The following is a 19,364-nucleotide window of genomic DNA, read 5'->3' as shown; positions in this document are numbered from 1 at the left end:
CCTCCGCATCAGCGGGGGAACAAAGGGACGTAGATGGCGAGCCTCAAGGCACTCAAGATCCGTATCGGCTCGGTGAAGTCGACGCAGAAGATCACCAAGGCGATGAAGATGGTCGCCGCTGCGAAACTGCGCCGTGCGCAGGACGCGGCGGTTGCCGGCCGGCCCTATGCCGAGCGGCTCGAAGCGGTGATGGCGAGCCTTGCCGGGCGCGTCGGCATCGCGCCGGGCGCATCGCCGCTGCTGGCCGGGACCGGCAGGGACCAGGTCCATCTGATCGTCATCGCGACGTCGGAGCGTGGTCTGGCCGGTGCGTTCAACACCAACATCGTCCGCGCGGCACGCCGCAAGGCCGAGGAGTTGATCGCGGCCGGCAAGACCGTGAAGTTCTATGTCGCCGGCAAGAAGGGGCGCGTGATCAAGCGTTTCTTCCCGAACGACATTCTCGCCGATCACGAGATGGGCGGGATCAAGAAGCTCGCGTTCAGCGACGCGCAGGCGATCTCCGAAGACCTGATCAAGCGCTTCGGCGAGGGTCAGTTCGACGTCGCGCATCTGTTCTACGCCAAGTTCGTCTCGGCGCTGGTGCAGGTGCCGACCGGCATCCAGATCGTCCCCGTGCCGCTTTCGACCATCCCCGGTGCCGAGGCCAAGCCGAACGCACCTGCGGAAGCCGTGGTCGAGTACGAGCCCGACGAGGAAGCGATCCTCGCCGATCTGCTGCCGCGCAACGTCGCGATCCAGATCTTCCGCGCGCTGCTCGAAAACGCAGCGTCGGAGCAGGGCAGCCGCATGAACGCGATGGACAACGCCACGCGCAACGCGGGCGACATGATCACGCGCCTCTCGATCCAGTATAACCGTACACGCCAAGCCGCGATCACGACCGAGCTGGTCGAAATCATCTCGGGCGCCGAAGCGCTCAAGTAAGCCCAAGGAAGCAGATAATGGCAACCGCCCCAGAGACCATCGCCCCAGTGGCGGCAACGAACAACACGGGTCGCATCTCGCAGGTGATCGGCGCGGTCGTCGACGTGCATTTCCCCGACAACCTGCCCGCGATTCTGTCGGCGCTCGAAACCGATAACAACGGCAACCGGCTCGTCCTCGAAGTCGCGCAGCATCTCGGCGAGAACACCGTCCGCACGATCGCGATGGACGCGACCGAGGGTCTGACCCGCGGCCAGACCGTCACCGACACCGGCTCGCAGATTCGCGTGCCCGTCGGCCCGAAGACGCTCGGCCGCATCCTCAACGTCATCGGCGAGCCGATCGACGAGCGCGGCCCCGTCGGCGCAGAGCAGACCGCCCCGATCCACGCATCGGCACCGTTGTTCGTCGACCAGTCGACCGAGAGCGCGATCCTGGTCACGGGCATCAAGGTCATCGATCTGCTCGCACCGTACGCAAAGGGCGGCAAGATCGGCCTGTTCGGCGGCGCCGGCGTCGGCAAGACCGTGCTGATCCAGGAACTGATCAACAACATCGCCAAGGGCCACGGCGGCACCTCGGTGTTCGCTGGCGTCGGCGAGCGTACCCGCGAGGGTAACGATCTGTACCACGAGTTCCTAGACGCGGGCGTCATCGCCAAGGATGCCGACGGCAATCCGCAGTCGGAAGGCTCGAAGGTCGCGCTCGTATTCGGCCAGATGAACGAGCCGCCGGGCGCACGCGCACGCGTTGCTCTCTCGGGCCTGACGATCGCCGAATATTTCCGCGACGTCGAAGGCCAGGACGTGCTGTTCTTCGTCGACAACATCTTCCGCTTCACGCAGGCGGGCGCAGAGGTGTCTGCACTGCTCGGCCGCATTCCGTCGGCCGTGGGCTATCAGCCGACGCTGTCGACCGACATGGGCGCGCTGCAGGAGCGCATCACCTCGACCAACAAGGGGTCGATTACCTCGGTGCAGGCCGTGTACGTTCCCGCGGACGATCTTACCGATCCGGCGCCGGCGACGTCGTTCGCGCATCTCGATGCGACGACCAACCTCAACCGTGCGATCTCGGAGCTGGGCATCTACCCGGCGGTCGATCCGCTCGACTCGACCTCGCGTCTGCTCGAGCCCCGCGTCGTCGGCCAGGAGCATTACGACACCGCGCGTGCGGTCCAGTCGACGCTGCAGAAGTACAAGTCGCTGCAGGACATCATCGCCATTCTCGGCATGGACGAGCTTTCGGAAGAGGATAAGCTCACCGTGCAGCGTGCGCGCAAGATCCAGAAGTTCCTGAGCCAGCCGTTCCACGTCGCCGAGGTCTTCACCGGCATCAGCGGCAAGTTCGTGCAGCTCGAGGACACGGTCCGCTCGTTCAAGGCGGTCGTCGAGGGCGAGTATGATCACCTGCCCGAGAGCGCTTTCTACATGGTCGGCGGCATCGACGAAGCGGTCGCCAAGGCCGAGAAGATGGCTGCGGAGGCGTAAGCTTCTGCTGCTCCCTCTCCCCTCGGGGGAGAGGGTTGGGGTGAGGGGCCGCCACGAGCGCTCTCGCCCGGTACTGCCCCTCACCCCGACCCTCTCCCCGACGGGAGAGGGAGAAGGCAAACAAGATGCTGCATTTCGAACTCGTCACGCCAGAAAAGCTCGTCCGGTCGGAGGAGGTCTATATGGTCGTCGTCCCCGGCACCGAAGGCGACTTCGGCGTGCTGGAAGGCCATGCGCCGTTCATGTCGACCGTCCGTGACGGAAGCGTGCAGGTGTACCGGACGCAGAACGGCACGTCCGAGACGATCGCGATCCGCGGTGGTTTCGCCGAGGTCAACGCCAAGGGCCTGACGATTCTCGCCGAGCAGGCGGGCGAGTAAACAGCCTCAGGCGAGCGCCGCGTCGGTAGCGACGGGCGCTGCCGCCTTGCGCTGCCGGGCTAGGACCTGCAGCAGCGGCCGTTCGATCCAGCGGTGGACGATGAGCCCCGCGACCGTCGACAGCATCACGAATAGCGCGACGAAGACCAGCGCCGGGCATTCCGGCAGGACCCCGCCGATGCGCCACACCAGCGCGATCAGGCAGGGGTGAACGAGATAGGTCGAATAGGAGGCGTCGCCGATCCGCGCGACGATCCGGTCGAACCGGCCGCCACCCGGCGTGTCGATCACCCCGAGCAGGACGAGCGCCCAGGGCAGCCCCCAGGTCCAGCTGCGTGCAATACCGGAGGTGCCGGCGACTGCCGCCTGGACATCGCCCGAGACCGCGGGACCTAGCCCGACGGCGATACCGATAGCGAGCAGCGCGGTTCCCAGAACCGTGGCCATCGCCGCGACGGGTGCGGTGATGCCCCGTCGCCAGGCGATCCAGACGAGCAGGCCAAAGGCGAATTCCAGCTGCATCGGATTGAAGAGGAGCCGCGCCGGCGCCCAGCCGGGCTGGACGATGCAGCCGAGCAGCGCAACGGTGAGCGTCGCGACCAGCAGCCACCGGGTCCTGTGGTGGCGGGCGGTCATCGCGAGTGCGACGAGCGCGTAGAAGGCAAATTCGAAGCCCAGCGTCCAGCCGACATAGAGCGAAGGCTGATGATAGTCGGCGCCATCGAGCAGCGGGAGGACGGTGATCGACATCAGCATCGCCTCGACCGGCTGCGGCTCGGTCGCGACGAGGATATAGGCGATGCTGGCGAGCGCGAAGAGCGGGACGATGCGGCGCCAGCGCTGGACGAGAAAACCCCAGGGATCGCGTGGTGCGGTCGCGAGCGACTGCGCCATGACGAAGCCGCTGATGACGAAGAAGAGATCGACGCCGCTGATGCCGACCACGGAGAGATTGGGCACCGACGGGATGAACGCGCCGGTGATCCGGACCGGACCCGCATCGACCAGGTTCGCTGCATGCGCGGCAACGACCATCGTCGCGGCGAGCGCGCGCAGCCATTGAATCGGGGTGACACGCTGCGCCGACATCCACCTTGGATAGCGTGCTAGCGGTTAAGCGTCGGTTGCTGTCGTATCAGAGAAAATTATAGGGATCGACGTCGACGGTGACGCGCACCTTGGACGGCCAGTCGAGCGTGCCGAGCCATGCACGGATGACGTCCTGTACGTCGAGCGCGCGCTTCGCGTGGACGAGCAGGCGGTAGCGGTGCCGGCCGCGCAGCATCGCGAGCGGTGCGGGCGCGGGGCCATAGACATGCATCCCCTCGACCTGCGGTGCGCTTCGCCCGACGAGATTGGCGGTGTCGTGCGCGCACCGCTGATCCTCCGACGACACGACGATCGCGGCATAACGGCCAAAGGGCGGCGCGCCCGCATCCTTGCGCGCCTCGGTCTCGGCCGCATAAAAGGCGTCGGCGTCGCCGGTGATCAGCGCCTGCATCACCTGCGCGGCGGGGCTGTGGGTCTGGATGAAGACATGGCCGGGCTTCTCCCCGCGGCCGGCACGCCCCGACACCTGGCGGATCTGCTGGAAGGTGCGCTCGGCCGCGCGCAGGTCGCCGCCGTCGAGCCCCAGATCCGCATCGACGACGCCGACCAGCGTCAGATTTGGGAAGTGATAGCCCTTGGTCACCAGCTGCGTGCCGACGACGATGTCGATATCGCCCGCCTCCATCCGGTCGACGAATTCCGCTGCCTTGGCAGGCGACCAGATCGTGTCCGACGTGACGACCGCGGTCTTCGCCTCGGGAAACAGCGCGGCGACCTCGTCCGCGATCCGCTCGACGCCGGGACCGCAGGCGACGAGCGTATCCTCGCCCTGGCATTCGGGACAGACGCGCGGCGTCGGCTCGGCATGGCCGCAATGATGACAGGCGAGCCGCCGCGTCAGCCGGTGCTCGACCATCCACGCGGTGCAGTTCGGACACTGGAACCGGTGCCCGCAGGTGCGGCACAGCGTCAGCGGTGCATAGCCCCGGCGGTTGAGGAACAGCAGCGCCTGTTCGCGCTTCTCCAGTGTCGCCTGCATCGCCTGAACCAGCCGCGGGGCGAGCCAGCGACCGCGCTCGGGCGGCTCCTTGATCAGGTCGATCGGCTCGATCGTCGGCATTTCCGCCACGCCGAACCGGCCGGGCAGCTTCAGTTCGGCATAGCGGCCGGTCGCGACCTGCTGGCGGGTCTCGATCGCGGGGGTGGCGGAGGCGAGGATGACCGGGCATCCCTCAAACTTGCCGCGCATCACCGCGACGTCGCGCGCATGATAATGCACGCCTTCCTCCTGCTTGAAGCTGGTCTCGTGCGCCTCGTCGACGACGATCAGGTCGAGATCGCGATAGGGCAGGAACAGCGCGGATCGTGCGCCGACCGTCACCAGCGCCTCGCCGCTCGCGATCGCACGCCATGCGCGCCTTCGCTGGGTCGACCGCAGCCCCGAATGCCACGCGATCGGCTCGCAGCCGAACCGGTCGTGGAAGCGCTTGAGGAACGGCTCGGTCAATGCGATCTCGGGCAGCAGCACCAGAGTCTGGCGGCCGTCGCGGATCGCCTGCGCGACCGCCTCGAAATAGACCTCGGTCTTGCCTGAACCGGTCACGCCGTCGAGCAATGTCGGCGTGAAGATGTGGTCGGCGACGCCTTTAACGAGCGAGTCCGCCGCTGCGCGCTGATCGGGCGACAGCACGGGGACGTGATGCAGCGGGTCGGGGACAGGGTAGGGGCTGTCGATATCCACCTCGACCGCCTCGATCCCGCCAACCTTGACGAGACCGCGAATGACCGCGTCACTCACCTCGGCGAGCTGCGCCAGCTCGCGGATCAGGCCCTGGCGATCGCCGATCCGTTCGAGCGCCTGTTCGCGTTGCGGCGTCAGGCGCGGGGGGATCGTGCCGGTCGCGCGATATTCGGTCGCGGTGCGCGCGCCCTCGAGCGCGGAAGTCGAGGCGAGCGACATCCGCAGCACCGAGGCAGGGGGCGCCAGATAATAATCGGCGGTCCATTCGATCAGCCGGCGAAGCGGCGCGCCGAGCGGCGGCACGTCCGCAACCGCGAGCAGATTGCGCAGGCGGTTGTCGCCGACCTCCGCATCGGACGGCATCCGCTCCGCCTCCCACACCACGCCGAGCAGCTGGCGCGGGCCGAGCGGCGCGACGACGATCGATCCGGGCGCGACGTCCATGCCCGCGGGCACGCGGTAGTCGAGCGGCCCGAGGGCGGCGTTGAGGATCAGGACACGGGCGCGCGACGACATGGCCAACGCATATGGGGGCAGATCGACTCGACGGAAACCTTTTAGCGGCGTGTGATCGTCGTAGCGGCGCCCATCGGGGTGAACCCGATCAGGCGGCGCGGCGCCGTTCGCCGATCCGTTCGCGCTTGGCGCGGTAGAGGACGATGTCGACGCGGTGGACGAAATCGCGGACCGTCTGGCAATCGGCTTCGAGCGCGGCGATGCCGACGGTGCCCGCGCTGATCATCGCCAGGCCGTCGACCGAGACCGGCACCTGCAGCGCCTCCTGCAGCCGGCTGACGATCTCATCGGGTGCACCGACCAGCGCGGGGTCGTCGACGATCACTGCGAATTCGTCACCGCCAAGCCGCGCGGCGAGGCTGCCGCGGAGCCATGGTGCCTGCAGGATCTGGCCAACGCCGCGCAGCACGTCGTCGCCTGCGTTATGGCCAAGCGTGTCGTTGATCGCCTTGAACCCGTCGAGATCGACGAGCGCGAGCAGCAACGGCGATGCCGCTGTACGCGCGCGCGTGATGGCCGCGTCGAGCGCCTGGTCAAACGCGGCCCGGTTGGCGAGGCCGGTGAGCGCATCGGTTTCGGCCGTGCGTCGCAGCGTGAGTTCGAGCGCGTGACGCTCTGTCACGTCCTGGAAGATGCCGACGATCGCGACGGGACCGTCCACGTTCCGCTGGGCCTCATGTTCGAGCTCGCCCTGCACCCGCACCCGTCGTGGATTGCCCAGCGCAGTGGTGAAGTCGAGTTCGAGATCGATCGGGACGCCGGTGCGGATGACGTCCGTGAGCGCCTGCGCGATCTGTTCGCGGGCATGGGGGGGATAGTGATCGATCGCCTTCGACGGGTCGGGTTGCGCGCCCAGCGGCAGCTCGTGGATCCGGAAGACGCCGTCGGACCATTCGAGCGGACCGTCGGGCCACAGCACGCGCCACGATCCGATCGCCGCCATCCGCTCGGCCTGGCGAAATATGCGGTCCTGGCGAGCGAGAACGGACGACTGGCGATCCGCGGTCACCGCGATCGCGAGTGCCTGGAGCGCTGCGGTCCGCGCAGCGATTGCCGCTTCGGCAAGCGTGGCGAGATGCACAAGCGCTTTCCGCCCTGCTGCGTTCAGGCTGCGCGGATGGGTGTCGAGCACGCACAGCGCGCCGATCGGGTGACGTCGTCCGTCGTCGGCGATCGCATGGATCGGGGCACCGGCATAGAATCGCACCCCGTCGGAGGCGGCAACCAGCGGATTGGCGGCGAACCGCGAATCGCCCGAGAGGTCCTCCACGACCAGCGGCGCCGATCCCTGGATGGTGACGTTGCACATGGTCACGTCGCGCGCGATCTCGCCGCGTTCGCCGTCATTGGCCGCCTTGATCCACAAGCGGTCGCGATCGATCAGCGTCATCATTGCGCTGGGGCAGTCGAGCATTTCGGCCGCCAGCGCGACGAGCGCGTCGAATTCGCGCTCCGGTTCGGTATCGAGCAGCGCGAGCGCGTTGAGCGTCGCCACCCGGCGTTCCTCGTCGGCCGAGGCAAAACGCGATGGTGATCCGGGCATTTCGCGAAGGGCGGACTCGGGGAGCGACATGTCTTCGAATAGGCCTGCGTTAGTTAATTTTCTTTGTCGTTCAAACGCTCTAGCATGCCGGAATGACCTCACCCGACACGCTTCCCCCGTCGATGCTCTGGGCGACGCATCTGGCGCGGGACCGGATGCGGTCGGTGCACACGGTCCGCGCCTATCGCGCGGTTGCCGAGCGGTTGACGGCGTTCCTGGTAGGGCACTGGGCGGGGGCGGTCGATCGCGCGGCGCTGGGCCGGACGAGCACGGCGGATCTTCGCGCCTATCTGGCCTATCGGCGCGGGCAGGGGCTGGGGAATGCATCGGCGGCGCGCGAGCTGTCCGCGGTGCGCGGTTTCCTCGCATGGGCGAATGCGGATGCCGAACCGCCGCGGCTGAAGGGGCCGCGGGTCCAGCGCGGCGTGCCGCGCCCGATCTCGCCGGCCGAAGCGGTGGCGCTGGCCGGGGAGGTCGCCGACGACGCTGCCGAGCCGTGGATCGGCGCGCGCGACTGGGCGGTGCTGATGCTGCTGTACGGCGCGGGGCTGCGAATCGGCGAGGCGCTGCTGCTGACGCCGGCGATCCTGCCGCTCGGCGAGACGCTGTCGGTAACCGGCAAGCGCGCCAAGACGCGGATCGTGCCGCTGTTGCCGCAGGTCCGGACCGCGATCGAGGCCTATGTCGCAACGTGCCCCTGGGCGCTGGTGCCGGGGGAGCCGCTGTTCCGGGGCGCGAAGGGTGGCCCGCTCGCCCCCGCGATCGTGCGCCGCGCGGTCCGCGGGGCCCGCGGGCGGCTCGGGCTGGGCGAGCGGACGACGCCGCACGCACTGCGCCACAGTTTCGCGACGCATCTGCTGGGACGCGGGGCGGACCTGCGCGCGTTGCAGGAGCTGCTCGGCCATGCGAGCCTCAGCTCGACGCAGATCTATACGCAGGTCGACGCCGCGCATCTGATGGACGTGTACCGCAACGCGCATCCGCGGGCGTAGCGCAAGGTCAGCCTTTCGGCTTCCATGTCAGCACGCGCCAGCCATAGGCCAGCGCGATGATGACGAACGTCGCGACCGAGACAGGGCCGACATAGCGGTCGAGCTGCTGGAACCGCGAGCCGAGCAGGATGCCGGCATAGGCGAGCACGGTGTTCCAGATCGCGCTGCCCGCAGCGGTCCAGATCACGAACTTCCACAACGGCATGTACGTCATCCCGGCCGGGAGCGAGATGATCGTCCGGAAGGTCGGCATGAAGCGGAAGACGAAGATCACCCAGCCGCCGCGCTTCACGAAGAAGCGGTGGACCTTCTCGATATCCGACCATTCGATCGTCAGCCAGCGGCCATGCCGCTCGACGAACGGACGGAAGCGCTCGTAGCCGATGTTCCGGCCGATATAATACCAGAAGTAATTGCCCGCGACCGATCCGACCGTCCCCGCGACGATCAGCGGCACGACCGCCATATGGCCGCGCGCGACGGCAATGCCGCCGAGCCCCATGATCACCTCGGACGGTACGGGCGGGACGATATTCTCGAGCGCCATCAGCAAAAAGATGCCGAAATAGCCGCCCCAGGCGATCAGGTTGATGATGAATTCGGTCATGGCTAACCGATACTTCCGGGATGCCGCATCTGTTCCCTCGACAGCGCGGTCGCACCATCCCGGCGTGAACCGGGATGGTGGTTTTCCTACCGCGCCGCGACCTTCGCCTCGATCGCGTCCCAGATCATCGCGGAGACGTCGGTGCCGTCGAACCGCTCGATCGCGACGATGCCGGTGGGCGAGGTGACGTTGATCTCGGTCAGCCACTTGCCGCCGATCACGTCGATGCCGACGAATAGCAGCCCGCGCTTCTTGAGTTCCGGTCCGAGGACCGCGCAGATCTCGCGCTCGGTCGGGGTCAGCTCGGTCTTTTCCGCCGAGCCGCCGACCGCGAGGTTGGAGCGGATCTCGCCCTCGCCCGGCAGGCGGTTGATCGCGCCGGCGACTTCGCCGTCGACCAGCACGATGCGCTTGTCGCCCTTGGCCACGTCGGGAAGGAACGCCTGGACCATGTGCGGCTCGCGCCACGTCATGTTGAACACCTCGATCAGCGCGGACAGGTTGGCACCGTCCGATTCGACCTTGAAGATCGCCTTGCCGCCATTGCCGTGGAGCGGCTTGATCACGATTGCGCCGTGTTCGGCCAGGAAGGCGCGCGCCTCGTCGAGGCTGCGCGTGACGAGCGTTGGCGGCATGAACTGCGGATAGTCGAGCACGAACACCTTTTCGGGTGCGTTGCGGACCTGTGCCGGGTCGTTGACGACCAGCGTCTTGCCGGCGATCCGCTCGAGCAGATGCGTCGCGGTGATGTAGCCGAGATCGAAGGGCGGGTCCTGCCGCATGAGCACGACGTCGGCCTCGTCACCGAGATCGAGGTTCACCGGCTCGCCGACGCTGAAGTGATCGCCGGTCACGCGCTGCACGGTGACGGGGTGCGCCTTCGCCCAGACCCGGCCGTCGCGGTAGTTGAGATCCTCCGCGGCATAATGGAACAGCCGGTGCCCGCGGTCCTGTGCGGAGAGCATCAGCGCGAAGGTCGAATCGCCCGCGATATTGATGCTGTCGAGCGGGTCCATCTGGACGGCGACGGTGAGGCTCATGCGTCTTCCTTCTATACGGTCGAGCGCATGTAGGTGCGCGCGGGCCGCAAGTCACCCGACCCGCTCAGCCGATCCATGCATTCTCGATATGGCGGGGGCGCGTGCCGGGCGCGAGCAGGATGACGTCGACGCGAATGTCGTCGCCGGGCCCGGCATAGCGCGGCATCAAAAACTCTGCCGCCGCGGCGACCCGCGCGAGCCGCCGCTCGTCGATCGCGAAGTCGAGTTCGGCGGCGGTCGCGCGCGTCTTCACCTCGACGAACGCGATGAGCGTCCCCTTGCGCGCGACGATGTCGACCTCGCCCGCAGGCGTCCGCACGCGGCGGTCGAGGATGCTCCAGCCCTTCAGTCGCAGCCACCAGCCGGCCAGCCTCTCCCCGCGCCGCCCCGCAGCTTCCGCGACCTGTCGATCGGCGGTGCTCGCCGTCCGCCTGCGGGAGGGGCGCGGGGCGGGGAGGGTCACCCCTTCGCCTTCAGTTCGAGCGCGCGGGCGTAGAGCGTCTTGCGGTCGAGCCCGAGTGCCTTCGCAACCTCGCTCGCCGCCTGGCCGGTGGAGAGGCGGGTGAGGGCATCGGCCAGCGCCGTGTCGGCGTCCTCCGCGCTGGCCGGGGGGGCGTCGCCGGGGGGCGCGATGACGATGACGATCTCGCCACGCGGCGGGGCGTCGGCGTAGCGGGTGGCGAGGGTCGTCAGCGTACCGGTCACCGCCTCCTCGAACCGCTTGGTGATCTCGCGCGTGACCGCCGCCTCACGGTCGCCGAGTCCTTCGGCGAGCGCGGCAAGGCTGGCACCGAGCCGCGGACCGGATTCGTAGAGCACCAGCGTCGCGCGGATCGTGGCGATCTCGGCGATCGCCTCCGACCGGGCATGCGCCTTGGACGGCAGGAAGCCGACGAACAGGAAGCGATCGGTCGGCAGTCCCGCCAGCGTGAGCGCAGCGACCGCCGCGCAGGGGCCGGGGATCGTCACCACGAGATGCCCCGCCGCGCGCGCGTCGCGCACCAGCTTGAATCCGGGATCGGAAATCAGCGGCGTGCCCGCGTCCGACACCAGCGCCACCGCCTCGGTCGCCATCCTCGCGATCAGCGCGGGGCGGACGCCCTCGGCGCTGTGATCATGATAGGGGACCATCGGCGTCTTGGTACCGACATGGCGGAGCAGACCGGCGGTGACACGGCTGTCCTCGACCGCGACGACGTCGGCACGCGCGAGGATGTCGGCGGCACGCGGCGACAGATCACCGAGATTGCCGATCGGCGTCGCGACGATGTAAAGGCCGGGGTTCAGTGGAGTTTCAGGGTTCATGGGGATTGTCATGGCAGACGCAGCGACGATAGGGCAATCGGCCCGGCACCGGATGCGCGCGTTTGGGCGCTCGGCCGCACTCACGCTGGCCTGCCTGCTCGGCGCGTGCCAGACGATCGTCCCGCGCGGTCCCGTCGAACCATCGCAGCAGCGCCCGACCACCCGCCCGACCGACACGCCGACGATCGGGGTCGAGACCGGCATCCCGCGCGATGCCGAGCGCAACCGCGTCGCGCTGCTCGTGCCGCTGTCGGGAAGCAATGCGGGGGTCGGTACGTCGATCGCCAATGCGACGATGATGGCGCTGCTCGACACGCAGAACCAGCGCGTTCGGATCACCAATTACGATACCGCGACGGGTGCCGCGGCTGCGGCTCAGCGCGCGATCGCTGAAGGCGCGCAGCTGATCCTGGGGCCGCTGCTGTCCGAGGACGTGCGGACGGTGGCACCAATTGCGCGCGCGGCGGGCGTGCCGGTGCTGAGCTTCTCGAACGATCTCGGGGTGGCCGGCAACGGCGCCTATCTGATGGGCTATGTGCCGACCCAGTCGATTTCGCGCGTCGTCGATTTCGCGCGCGAGCGCGGCGTGTCGAACTTTGCCGGGCTGGTCCCGAACGGGCTGTATGGCGAGCGCGCCTCGACCGCATTCCTCCGTGCGGTCGAGGGGGCGGGCGGCCAGGTCGTGTCGCTGCAGACCTATGGCCGGACCGCCGGTGGCGTGTCGGGCGCGGTCACGCGGCTCGCGGCGAAGGCACCCTATGATGCCGTGCTGATCGCCGACAGCGGTTCGACCGCGGCGTCGGCGGCGGCGCTGGTGAAGCGCGGGTCGGGTGCATCGACCCGGATCCTCGGCACCGAGCTGTGGAATTCCGAATCGAGCGTTGCCGCCAAGCCGGCGCTGAACGGCGCCTGGTATGCGAGCGTGTCGGATACGCTGTACCGGCAATATGCCGCCAAATACCGCGCACGCTTCGGCAGCGGACCGTACCGCCTGTCGAGTCTCGGCTATGATTCGGTCCTGCTGACGGTGCGGATCGCGCGCGACTGGAAGCCGGGGACGGCGTTCCCCGTGTCGCGGCTGCGCGATGGCGACGGCTTTTCGGGCATCGACGGTGCGTTTCGCTTCGGCCGTGACAATGTCGCCGAGCGCGCACTGGAGGTGAAGGAAATCCGCGGGGGGACCACCACTGTTGTCTCGCCCGCGCCGAGCGGCTTCGGCGGCTGACGCCGACTCCGTTCGTCATCCCCGCGGAGGCGGGGATCCATACGGATGATCGGTTGCGATTCGAGTCGCGCGGCTAGCCAGTCTGGCTTCCCGCCTCCGCGGGAATGACATGGGTGGGGGCGTTACGCCGTCACGATCTCGGGCAGGATCGCGTCGAGCAGCAGCGCCCCCGCTTCGGTGACGCGCAGCCGACCGGGTGAGCGGGCGACGAGGCCGAGATCCTCGAGCCGTGCGACCGCGGTGAGATCCACCGGCACCACGCCGGCGTTGAGTCGGGTGATCCGGTCGAGATCGACTCCCTCGGCCAAGCGCAGCCCCATCAGCAGTGCCTCGGTCGCGCGCGTCGAGGGGGTGAGCGGGTCCTCGACCTCCATCCCGTGGCCGTTGCGCTCGATCGCCGCGAGCCAGTTTTCGGGCTTCTTGCGGCGCACTGTCGCCAGGCCACCGCGGCGGCCATGCGCGCCAGGGCCGATCCCGGCGTAATCCTGATAGCGCCAATAGGCGAGATTGTGGCGGCTCTCCGACCCCGGCCGCGCGTGGTTCGAGGTTTCATAGGCGGGGAGCCCGGCGGCTGCGGTGTCGGCGCGCGTCGCCTCGAACAGGTCGGCTGCACTGTCGCCGTCGGGGATGACGATGCGCCCCGCGAGCGCCTCGGTCGCGAACCGCGTGCCGGGCTCGATGGTGAGCTGGTAGAGCGACAGATGCTCGGTCCCGAAGCTCAGCGCGCGCGCGAGTTCGGCGCGCCAGTCGGCAAGCCGCTGGCCGGGGAGCGCATAGATCAGGTCGAAACTCACGCGCGGAAAGACGCTCTGCGCGGTCGCCAGCGCCGCCTGCCCCTCGTTCACGTCATGCGCGCGGCCGAGGAATTTCAGCGCCTGATCGTCGAGCGACTGCAATCCCAGCGACACGCGGTTGACGCCCGCGCTGGCGAGGTCGGCAAAGCGCGCGGCCTCGACCGAGGAGGGATTGGCCTCGAGCGTGATCTCGATCCCCTCGGCAAAGCCCCAGGCGCGTTCGGCGGCGTCGAGGATCGCGGCGACCGTTGCGGGCGGCATCAGCGAGGGGGTGCCGCCGCCGAAAAAGATCGATTGGAGTTTGCGTCCCGGCAGGACCGACGCCTCGTGTGCAAGGTCCGTGAGCAGCGCCGCGCGCCACGCCGCCTGGTCGACGCCCTCGCGGACATGGCTGTTGAAGTCGCAATAGGGGCATTTCGACACGCAGAACGGCCAATGGACGTAGAGCGCGAGGTCCCCCGAGGGCGGCGGGGCGGGGCTTGGCGTTTCGATCGGGGGCATTATCTCGCGCATATGGTCGCACGGAGCGACAGAAGGAAGCGTAATGACGGTTCGGTTGGGTCTGGCAGTTGCGGCGGCGTTGCTCGCCGGAGCTTGCGCGCAGGGGCCGGAACGGGTGGTGGAGCGGCGCGAGACACAGGCGCCGGCGCCGCGCGGGCCCGCGCTCCTCAAGGCGGCGATGATGGACGGGCACAATGCCGCGCGGGCGGCCGTGGGTGTCCCGCCGCTGGTGTGGAGCGATACGCTGGCGACCACCGCGCGCGCCTATGCCGAGGAAATGGCCAACACGCGCAAATTTGCGCACGCGCACCAGGTTCAGGGGCCGGGCCGCGAGGGCGAAAATCTGTGGACCGGCACGCGCTATGCCTATGCCTATCCCGAGATGATCGGCCACTGGATTGCCGAACGGAAGGATTTCGTCAACGGCGTGACGCCCGCGTTCAGCCGGACCGGCAAATATGAGGATGTCGCGCACTACACGCAGATCGTCTGGCGCAATTCGACCGCGGTGGGATGCGCGATGGCGAGCAACGAACGCGACGATTATCTGGTGTGCCGCTATTCGCCGCCGGGCAATGTGGTGGGCGAGCGTAGCTACTAGGCACCCGAGATCGCCGGACCGTCACCGGGGGTGACGGTCCGGCGGCGTTTCAGAACACGGCGGCCTTCAGCAGTTCGAACGCGACGTTCCTGTGGCTGATCGCGTTCTTCGTCTCGTGCGGCAGCTCGGCATAGGTCTGGTCATGGCCCAGCGGCACGAACATCGGGTCATAGCCGAAGCCGACCTTGCCGCGTGGCGGCCAGACCAGCGTGCCCTCGGCGCGGCCCTCGAACCATTCGACATGGCCGTCGGGCCAGGCGAGCGCGAGCACGCTGACGAAATGCGCGCCGCGGGTCGCGTCGGGACCCTTGGCGGCGAGCGCGTCCTCGACCTTCTGCATCGCCATCGACCAGTCGCGACCGTTCGGGGTCTCGGCCCAGTCGGCGGTGTACACGCCCGGATCGCCACCCAGCGCATCGACACATAGCCCGCTGTCGTCGGCGAGCGCGGGATAGCCTGACAGGTCGGCGGCGGCGCGTGCTTTCAGCTCGGCATTGGCGAAGAAGGTCGTCCCCGTCTCGACCGGCTCGGGCAGGTCGAGATCCGCCGCCGACACGACGTCGAACCCGCGCCCTGCGAGCAGGTCGGCGATCTCGCGGACCTTGCCCTTGTTGTGGCTTGCGATGACGAGCTTGCCGGGCTGGAGCTTGCGGATCGCCTGGGGGGTGCCGCCTTCGCCGCTCACTTGGCGACCGCCTTGGCCTGTGCCGCGAAGATGTCCGCGCAGCCGATCCGGGCGAGCCGCAACAGGCGGAGCAGCGCCTCCTCGTCATAGGTCGCGCCCTCGGCCGTCGCCTGCGCCTCGGCGATGTTGCCGTTTTCGAGCAGGACGAAATTCGCATCCGCGTCCGCACCCGAATCCTCGATATAGTCGAGGTCAAGCACCGGATTGCCCTGATAGATGCCGCAGCTGATCGCGGCGACCTTCTGCGTCAGCGGATCGGCGGTCAGTTTGCCACTGTCCAGCAGCCCGTCGATCGCGAGCCGCAGCGCGACCCAGGCGCCCGAGATGGAAGCGGTGCGCGTGCCGCCGTCGGCCTGAAGCACGTCGCAGTCGAGCACGATCTGGCGCTCGCCGAGCAGCTTCAGGTCGGTGACGGCGCGGAGCGAACGGCCGATCAGCCGCTGGATTTCCTGCGTGCGGCCCGACTGCTTGCCCTTGGCCGCTTCACGGTTGTTGCGTGTGTTGGTCGAGCGCGGGAGCATGCCATATTCGGCGGTCACCCAGCCTTCGCCCTTGCCGCGCAGGAACGGCGGGACCTTCTCCTCGATGCTGGCGGTGACGAGCACCTTCGTGTCGCCGAAACCGATCAGGACGGAGCCTTCGGCGTGCTTGGTGAAGCGGGGTTCGATCGTGATGCTGCGCATCTGGTCTGGGGCACGGCCGGATGGGCGCATGATGTATTCCTAAACTTCTTCCGTTCGTCCTGAGTAGCTGCTGAGCTCGTCGAAGCGGCGTATCGAAGGATCGGCCCGCTTGAGGCACATCCTTCGATACGGGGCTTCGACTTCGCTCAGTCCCTACTCAGGACGAACGGGTGGTGGGCAATAAGCGCTGCCTAGCCTTTCGCATTCCGGCTCGCCAGCCTAGATCAGCCGCATGGCCACGCCCCCCGTCACCGAACTGACCGACCGCGCGCGCGATATTTTTCGTGCGGTCGTCGACAGCTATCTCGCTAGCGGCACGCCGGTGGGGTCGAAGACGATCGCGCAGCTGGCCGGGCTCAGCCTGTCGCCCGCCTCGATTCGCGGGGTGATGGGGGAGCTGGAGGGGCTGGGGTTGCTCGCCAGTCCGCATACGAGCGCGGGGCGGATGCCGACCGATCGCGGCTTGCGGCTGTTCGTCGATGGGATGATGCAGGCGATGGAGCCGTCGTTCGAGGAGCGCCAGACGATCGAGGCACGCGCCGGTGTCGGTGGTCCGGTCGAGGAGGCGCTCGCCGCCACCACGCTTGCATTGTCGGGGCTGTCGGCGTGCGCGGGGCTGGTGATGGTGCCGAAGCGCGAGATGACGCTGCGCCAGATCGCGTTCGTCGCGCTGTCGCCCGATCAGGCGCTCGCGGTGCTGGTCAGCGAGGATGGCTCGGTCGAGAACCGCGTGATCGCGCTGCCCAAGGGCATGTCGCCGTCGACCCTGGTCGAGGCGGGCAATTACATGTCGGCGACGCTCGGCGGGCTGACGCTGGCCGAGGCGCGGCTGCGGATCGAGCGCGAGCTGGCGGACGGGCAGGCGGCGCTCGACGGTGCGGCGCGGATGCTGGTCGAGGGCGGGATCGCGGTGTGGAGCGAGGATGCGGATCGCCGCCCGGTGCTGATCGTGCGCGGGCAGGGGCGGCTGATCGATGCGGCCGCCGCCGCCGATCTCGACCGGGTCCGCGACCTGCTCGACGATCTCGAGGGAAAACAGGAGGTCGCTTCGCTGCTCGACAGCGCGCGGGCGGGCGATTCGACGCGGATCTTCATCGGTGCGGAGACCAAATTATTCGCCCTGTCCGGCTCGTCGGTGATCGCGCGACCGTTCCGCGGATTGGACGGGCGAGTGGTCGGCGTGGTGGGCGTGATCGGCCCCACGCGGTTGAACTATGCGCGCGTCGTGCCCATGGTGGATTTCACGGCTGCAACGCTCGCCCGGTTGATGGGTTGAGCCGGCCCAACTTATAGGGAAAACAATGTCCGATATCGATCAGAACACGCCTGCCGACCTGCGCGAAGAGACCGCCGAAGCCGCACCCGAAGTGGCCTCGAACGATCGCGTCACCGAGCTGGAGAACCAGCTCGCCGAGGCCAAGCAGAATGTCCTCTATGCGCAGGCCGAGGTGCAGAACGTCCGCCGCCGCGCCGAGAAGGAAGCGCAGGACGCGCGCGCCTATGCCGCCACCGCGTTCGCGCGCGACGTGCTGTCGGTTGCCGACAACCTCGCCCGCGGCCTGTCGGCGATCCCGGCGGACCTGCGTGCGGACGACAAGATGAAGGGCCTCGTCACCGGGCTCGAGGCCACCGGTCGCGAGCTGGAGAGCGTGTTCCAGCGCCACGGCATCACCAAGATCGCCGCCGAGGGCCAGATGCTCGATCCGAACAAGCATCAGGCAATGCTGGAGATCCCGAGCGACCAGCCGGCCGGCACGATCGTTCAGGAAATGCAGGCGGGCTACATGATCAAGGACCGCCTGCTGCGGCCTGCGATGGTGGGCGTCGCCAAGGCGGGGTGAGCCTGTCGGGCTGGTGTTCTCCCGCGAAGGCGGGAGCCCAGGGTTCCAAACGCTGTCGCCTGTGACCCCGGGCCCCCGCCTTCGCGGGGGAACGGCAGGAGGCGGCGCTCAACTATCTGCCTCGCCGGGATGACGACATGAACGAGAATCTGACCACCGATCGCGAGACGTTCGTCACGCATCTCGAATGTTCGATCACCGGCGAACGCTATGAGGCGGACCAGCTTCATGGCCTTTCGCGTGCGGGCAGGCCGTTGCTCGTCCGCTACGATCTCGACGCGGTGCGCTCGGCGATTTCGCGCGACACGATCGAGGCGCGGCCAACCGATCTGTGGCGGTGGCGCGAACTGCTGCCCGTGCGGGAGACGTCCAATATCGTCAGCCTCGGCGAGATCGAGACGCCCTTGGTGCCGATCCCCAGGTCCGGTGGCCCCAATGTCCTCGTGAAGGACGAAGGGCGTCTGCCGACCGGGAGCTTCAAGGCGCGCGGGCTGGTCATGGCGGTGGCGATGGCGAAGGAGCTGGGCGTCACCAGGATCGCGATGCCGACCAACGGCAATGCGGGCGCGGCGCTGGCCGCCTACGCCACGCGCTGCGGGATCGAGACGATCGTGCTGTGTCCCGACGACACGCCCGAGATCAACGTCCGCGAGATCGCGATGCAGGGCGCGCGCGTCTGGCGCGTCAACGGGCTGATCGACGATTGCGGTGCGATCGTCGGCAAGGGCGCCGCCGAGGGGCGCTGGTTTGATTTCTCGACGCTGAAGGAGCCCTATCGGATCGAGGGCAAGAAGACGATGGGGCTGGAACTGGCCGCGCAGTTCGGCTGGAAACTGCCCGATGCGATCTTCTATCCGACCGGCGGCGGCACCGGCCTGATCGGCATGTGGAAGGCGTTCGACGAGCTTGAGCAGCTCGGCTGGATTGGCTCCGCGCGACCCAAGATGTTTGCCGTGCAGGCGAGCGGCTGTGCGCCGATCGTCCGCGCGTTCGAGGCGGGCGAGGAGCATGCCGAGCGCTGGGAGGATGCGAGCACCGTCGCGGCTGGCATTCGCGTGCCCAAGGCGGTCGGCGACTTCCTGATCCTGCGGGCTGTGCGCAAGAGCGGTGGCCAGGCGCTGGCGGTCGGCGATCCGGCGATCCTCAAGGCGGTCGAGGCCGCCGCGAAGCAGGACGGGCTGCTGCTATGTCCCGAGGGTGGCGCGACGCTCGCGGCCTATCGACAGGCGCTGAACACCGGTCTGGTCGACGAAGATGACCGCGTCGTACTTTTTAATTGTGCGACCGGACTGAAATATCCGATGCCCGAAGCGCCGCAAGCGCTTGATAGAACACAAGCTATCGATTTCGACGCATTGTAGGTGGCGAATCGCCACCGGCTGGGCTCGCTTTCCGGTGGTTGATATTAATCCATGTTATCTGCAACGGGGCGCCCTTCATCAC

19 protein-coding genes are annotated in these 19,364 nt (G+C 68.1%); 9 read left to right on the top strand and 10 right to left on the bottom strand.

Annotation, left to right across the window (positions count from 1 at the left end; all coding sequences use genetic code 11):
- Positions 1 to 33 precede the first annotated feature (33 nt).
- The 3 genes from SOM18_RS10285 to SOM18_RS10275 all read left to right on the top strand — a co-directional run bounded on the left by SOM18_RS10285 (position 34) and on the right by SOM18_RS10275 (position 2,797).
- Complete coding sequence (locus tag SOM18_RS10285; RefSeq protein WP_031441854.1) at positions 34 to 927, top strand: F0F1 ATP synthase subunit gamma; 894 nt, start codon at positions 34 to 36, stop codon at positions 925 to 927.
- Positions 928 to 944: 17 nt separating this feature from the next.
- Positions 945 to 2,417, top strand: coding sequence for a F0F1 ATP synthase subunit beta (gene atpD / locus SOM18_RS10280; protein ID WP_037530472.1), 1,473 nt, complete (start codon positions 945 to 947; stop codon positions 2,415 to 2,417).
- Between the two features lie 125 nt (positions 2,418 to 2,542).
- On the top strand, positions 2,543 to 2,797 hold the full coding sequence (locus SOM18_RS10275) for an ATP synthase F1 subunit epsilon (protein WP_031441853.1): 255 nt from the start codon (positions 2,543 to 2,545) through the stop codon (positions 2,795 to 2,797).
- A gap of 6 nt (positions 2,798 to 2,803) precedes the next feature.
- Here the strand turns inward: SOM18_RS10275 and SOM18_RS10270 are convergent, their stop codons facing one another.
- The 3 genes from SOM18_RS10270 to SOM18_RS10260 all read right to left on the bottom strand — a co-directional run bounded on the left by SOM18_RS10270 (position 2,804) and on the right by SOM18_RS10260 (position 7,599).
- A complete protein-coding gene (locus SOM18_RS10270) occupies positions 2,804 to 3,886 on the bottom strand; it encodes an acyltransferase family protein (RefSeq protein ID WP_031441852.1) in 1,083 nt (360 codons plus the stop codon).
- 46 nt (positions 3,887 to 3,932) lie between these two features.
- Positions 3,933 to 6,104 (bottom strand): primosomal protein N', encoded by a 2,172-nt coding sequence (locus SOM18_RS10265; RefSeq protein ID WP_031441851.1) that lies wholly within the window; start codon positions 6,102 to 6,104, stop codon positions 3,933 to 3,935.
- A gap of 88 nt (positions 6,105 to 6,192) precedes the next feature.
- Positions 6,193 to 7,599 (bottom strand): sensor domain-containing diguanylate cyclase, encoded by a 1,407-nt coding sequence (locus SOM18_RS10260; protein WP_235188467.1) that lies wholly within the window; start codon positions 7,597 to 7,599, stop codon positions 6,193 to 6,195.
- A 140-nt stretch (positions 7,600 to 7,739) separates the two neighbouring features.
- On the opposite strand from SOM18_RS10260, the gene SOM18_RS10255 reads away from it, so the two are divergent.
- Positions 7,740 to 8,639, top strand: a complete 900-nt coding sequence (locus SOM18_RS10255; protein WP_236559138.1) for a tyrosine recombinase XerC — start codon at positions 7,740 to 7,742, stop codon at positions 8,637 to 8,639.
- 7 nt (positions 8,640 to 8,646) lie between these two features.
- Here SOM18_RS10255 and SOM18_RS10250 read toward each other — a convergent pair whose 3' ends face one another.
- The 4 genes from SOM18_RS10250 to rsmI all read right to left on the bottom strand — a co-directional run bounded on the left by SOM18_RS10250 (position 8,647) and on the right by rsmI (position 11,591).
- On the bottom strand, positions 8,647 to 9,246 hold the full coding sequence (locus tag SOM18_RS10250) for a DedA family protein (protein ID WP_031441513.1): 600 nt from the start codon (positions 9,244 to 9,246) through the stop codon (positions 8,647 to 8,649).
- A gap of 86 nt (positions 9,247 to 9,332) precedes the next feature.
- Complete coding sequence (gene gshB, locus SOM18_RS10245; protein ID WP_031441512.1) at positions 9,333 to 10,286, bottom strand: glutathione synthase; 954 nt, start codon at positions 10,284 to 10,286, stop codon at positions 9,333 to 9,335.
- 64 nt (positions 10,287 to 10,350) lie between these two features.
- Positions 10,351 to 10,749, bottom strand: a complete 399-nt coding sequence (locus SOM18_RS10240) for a YraN family protein (RefSeq protein WP_107045970.1) — start codon at positions 10,747 to 10,749, stop codon at positions 10,351 to 10,353.
- Entirely contained in the window at positions 10,746 to 11,591 is an 846-nt protein-coding gene (gene rsmI / locus SOM18_RS10235) for a 16S rRNA (cytidine(1402)-2'-O)-methyltransferase (RefSeq protein WP_243845804.1), read from the bottom strand. Before rsmI ends, SOM18_RS10240 begins: the two co-directional genes overlap by 4 nt.
- A 10-nt stretch (positions 11,592 to 11,601) precedes the next feature.
- Between rsmI and SOM18_RS10230 the strand changes: the two genes are divergently transcribed.
- Positions 11,602 to 12,816 carry a penicillin-binding protein activator gene (locus SOM18_RS10230; protein ID WP_031441509.1) on the top strand — a complete coding sequence of 405 codons (1,215 nt, stop codon included), beginning with the start codon at positions 11,602 to 11,604 and terminating at the stop codon, positions 12,814 to 12,816.
- A gap of 122 nt (positions 12,817 to 12,938) precedes the next feature.
- Here the strand turns inward: SOM18_RS10230 and hemW are convergent, their stop codons facing one another.
- Entirely contained in the window at positions 12,939 to 14,111 is a 1,173-nt protein-coding gene (gene hemW / locus SOM18_RS10225) for a radical SAM family heme chaperone HemW (RefSeq protein ID WP_031441508.1), read from the bottom strand.
- A 43-nt stretch (positions 14,112 to 14,154) separates the two neighbouring features.
- Here hemW and SOM18_RS10220 point away from each other — a divergent pair, with 43 nt between their 5' ends.
- Positions 14,155 to 14,712, top strand: coding sequence for a CAP domain-containing protein (locus SOM18_RS10220; protein WP_031441507.1), 558 nt, complete (start codon positions 14,155 to 14,157; stop codon positions 14,710 to 14,712).
- A gap of 49 nt (positions 14,713 to 14,761) precedes the next feature.
- On the opposite strand, the gene rdgB is transcribed toward SOM18_RS10220, so the two are convergent.
- Both rdgB and rph read right to left on the bottom strand, forming a co-directional pair.
- The gene (gene rdgB / locus SOM18_RS10215; RefSeq protein WP_320481618.1) at positions 14,762 to 15,397 is read right to left on the bottom strand and encodes an RdgB/HAM1 family non-canonical purine NTP pyrophosphatase; all 636 of its coding nucleotides are present in this window, start codon (positions 15,395 to 15,397) and stop codon (positions 14,762 to 14,764) included.
- Positions 15,394 to 16,110, bottom strand: coding sequence for a ribonuclease PH (rph, locus tag SOM18_RS10210; RefSeq protein ID WP_031441505.1), 717 nt, complete (start codon positions 16,108 to 16,110; stop codon positions 15,394 to 15,396). Before rph ends, rdgB begins: the two co-directional genes overlap by 4 nt.
- Before the next feature lie 202 nt (positions 16,111 to 16,312).
- Here rph and hrcA point away from each other — a divergent pair, with 202 nt between their 5' ends.
- The 3 genes from hrcA (at position 16,313) to SOM18_RS10195 (ending at position 19,282) form a co-directional block, all read left to right on the top strand.
- Positions 16,313 to 17,356 carry a heat-inducible transcriptional repressor HrcA gene (gene hrcA / locus SOM18_RS10205; RefSeq protein ID WP_031441504.1) on the top strand — a complete coding sequence of 348 codons (1,044 nt, stop codon included), beginning with the start codon at positions 16,313 to 16,315 and terminating at the stop codon, positions 17,354 to 17,356.
- A 25-nt stretch (positions 17,357 to 17,381) separates the two neighbouring features.
- The gene (gene grpE, locus SOM18_RS10200; protein WP_031441503.1) at positions 17,382 to 17,921 is read left to right on the top strand and encodes a nucleotide exchange factor GrpE; all 540 of its coding nucleotides are present in this window, start codon (positions 17,382 to 17,384) and stop codon (positions 17,919 to 17,921) included.
- A 137-nt stretch (positions 17,922 to 18,058) separates the two neighbouring features.
- Positions 18,059 to 19,282, top strand: a complete 1,224-nt coding sequence (locus SOM18_RS10195) for a threonine synthase (RefSeq protein ID WP_031441502.1) — start codon at positions 18,059 to 18,061, stop codon at positions 19,280 to 19,282.
- Positions 19,283 to 19,364 lie beyond the last annotated feature (82 nt).

Origin of the sequence: Sphingomonas sp. CFBP9019 (assembly GCF_034045155.1) — a bacterium.
Lineage (GTDB): Bacteria > Pseudomonadota > Alphaproteobacteria > Sphingomonadales > Sphingomonadaceae > Sphingomonas > Sphingomonas aerolata.
The sequence above is the reverse complement of the archived record's forward strand: the minus strand, read 5'-3'. Positions and strand labels throughout refer to the sequence as shown.

Excerpts from the sequence above, each read along its gene's own strand:
- SOM18_RS10275 (WP_031441853.1), top strand. The coding sequence starts at position 2,543 with ATGCTGCATTTCGAACTCGTCACGCCAGAAAAGCTCGTCCGGTCGGAG.
- grpE (WP_031441503.1), top strand. The coding sequence starts at position 17,382 with ATGTCCGATATCGATCAGAACACGCCTGCCGACCTGCGCGAAGAGACC.
- SOM18_RS10270 (WP_031441852.1), bottom strand. The coding sequence starts at position 3,886 with ATGTCGGCGCAGCGTGTCACCCCGATTCAATGGCTGCGCGCGCTCGCC.
- hemW (WP_031441508.1), bottom strand. The coding sequence starts at position 14,111 with ATGCCCCCGATCGAAACGCCAAGCCCCGCCCCGCCGCCCTCGGGGGAC.
- SOM18_RS10265 (WP_031441851.1), bottom strand. The coding sequence starts at position 6,104 with ATGTCGTCGCGCGCCCGTGTCCTGATCCTCAACGCCGCCCTCGGGCCG.
- SOM18_RS10255 (WP_236559138.1), top strand. The coding sequence starts at position 7,740 with ATGACCTCACCCGACACGCTTCCCCCGTCGATGCTCTGGGCGACGCAT.
- gshB (WP_031441512.1), bottom strand. The coding sequence starts at position 10,286 with ATGAGCCTCACCGTCGCCGTCCAGATGGACCCGCTCGACAGCATCAAT.
- SOM18_RS10230 (WP_031441509.1), top strand. The coding sequence starts at position 11,602 with ATGGCAGACGCAGCGACGATAGGGCAATCGGCCCGGCACCGGATGCGC.
- SOM18_RS10285 (WP_031441854.1), top strand. The coding sequence starts at position 34 with ATGGCGAGCCTCAAGGCACTCAAGATCCGTATCGGCTCGGTGAAGTCG.
- SOM18_RS10250 (WP_031441513.1), bottom strand. The coding sequence starts at position 9,246 with ATGACCGAATTCATCATCAACCTGATCGCCTGGGGCGGCTATTTCGGC.
- rph (WP_031441505.1), bottom strand. The coding sequence starts at position 16,110 with ATGCGCCCATCCGGCCGTGCCCCAGACCAGATGCGCAGCATCACGATC.
- hrcA (WP_031441504.1), top strand. The coding sequence starts at position 16,313 with ATGGCCACGCCCCCCGTCACCGAACTGACCGACCGCGCGCGCGATATT.
- atpD (WP_037530472.1), top strand. The coding sequence starts at position 945 with ATGGCAACCGCCCCAGAGACCATCGCCCCAGTGGCGGCAACGAACAAC.
- SOM18_RS10195 (WP_031441502.1), top strand. The coding sequence starts at position 18,059 with ATGAACGAGAATCTGACCACCGATCGCGAGACGTTCGTCACGCATCTC.
- rsmI (WP_243845804.1), bottom strand. The coding sequence starts at position 11,591 with ATGAACCCTGAAACTCCACTGAACCCCGGCCTTTACATCGTCGCGACG.
- SOM18_RS10220 (WP_031441507.1), top strand. The coding sequence starts at position 14,155 with ATGACGGTTCGGTTGGGTCTGGCAGTTGCGGCGGCGTTGCTCGCCGGA.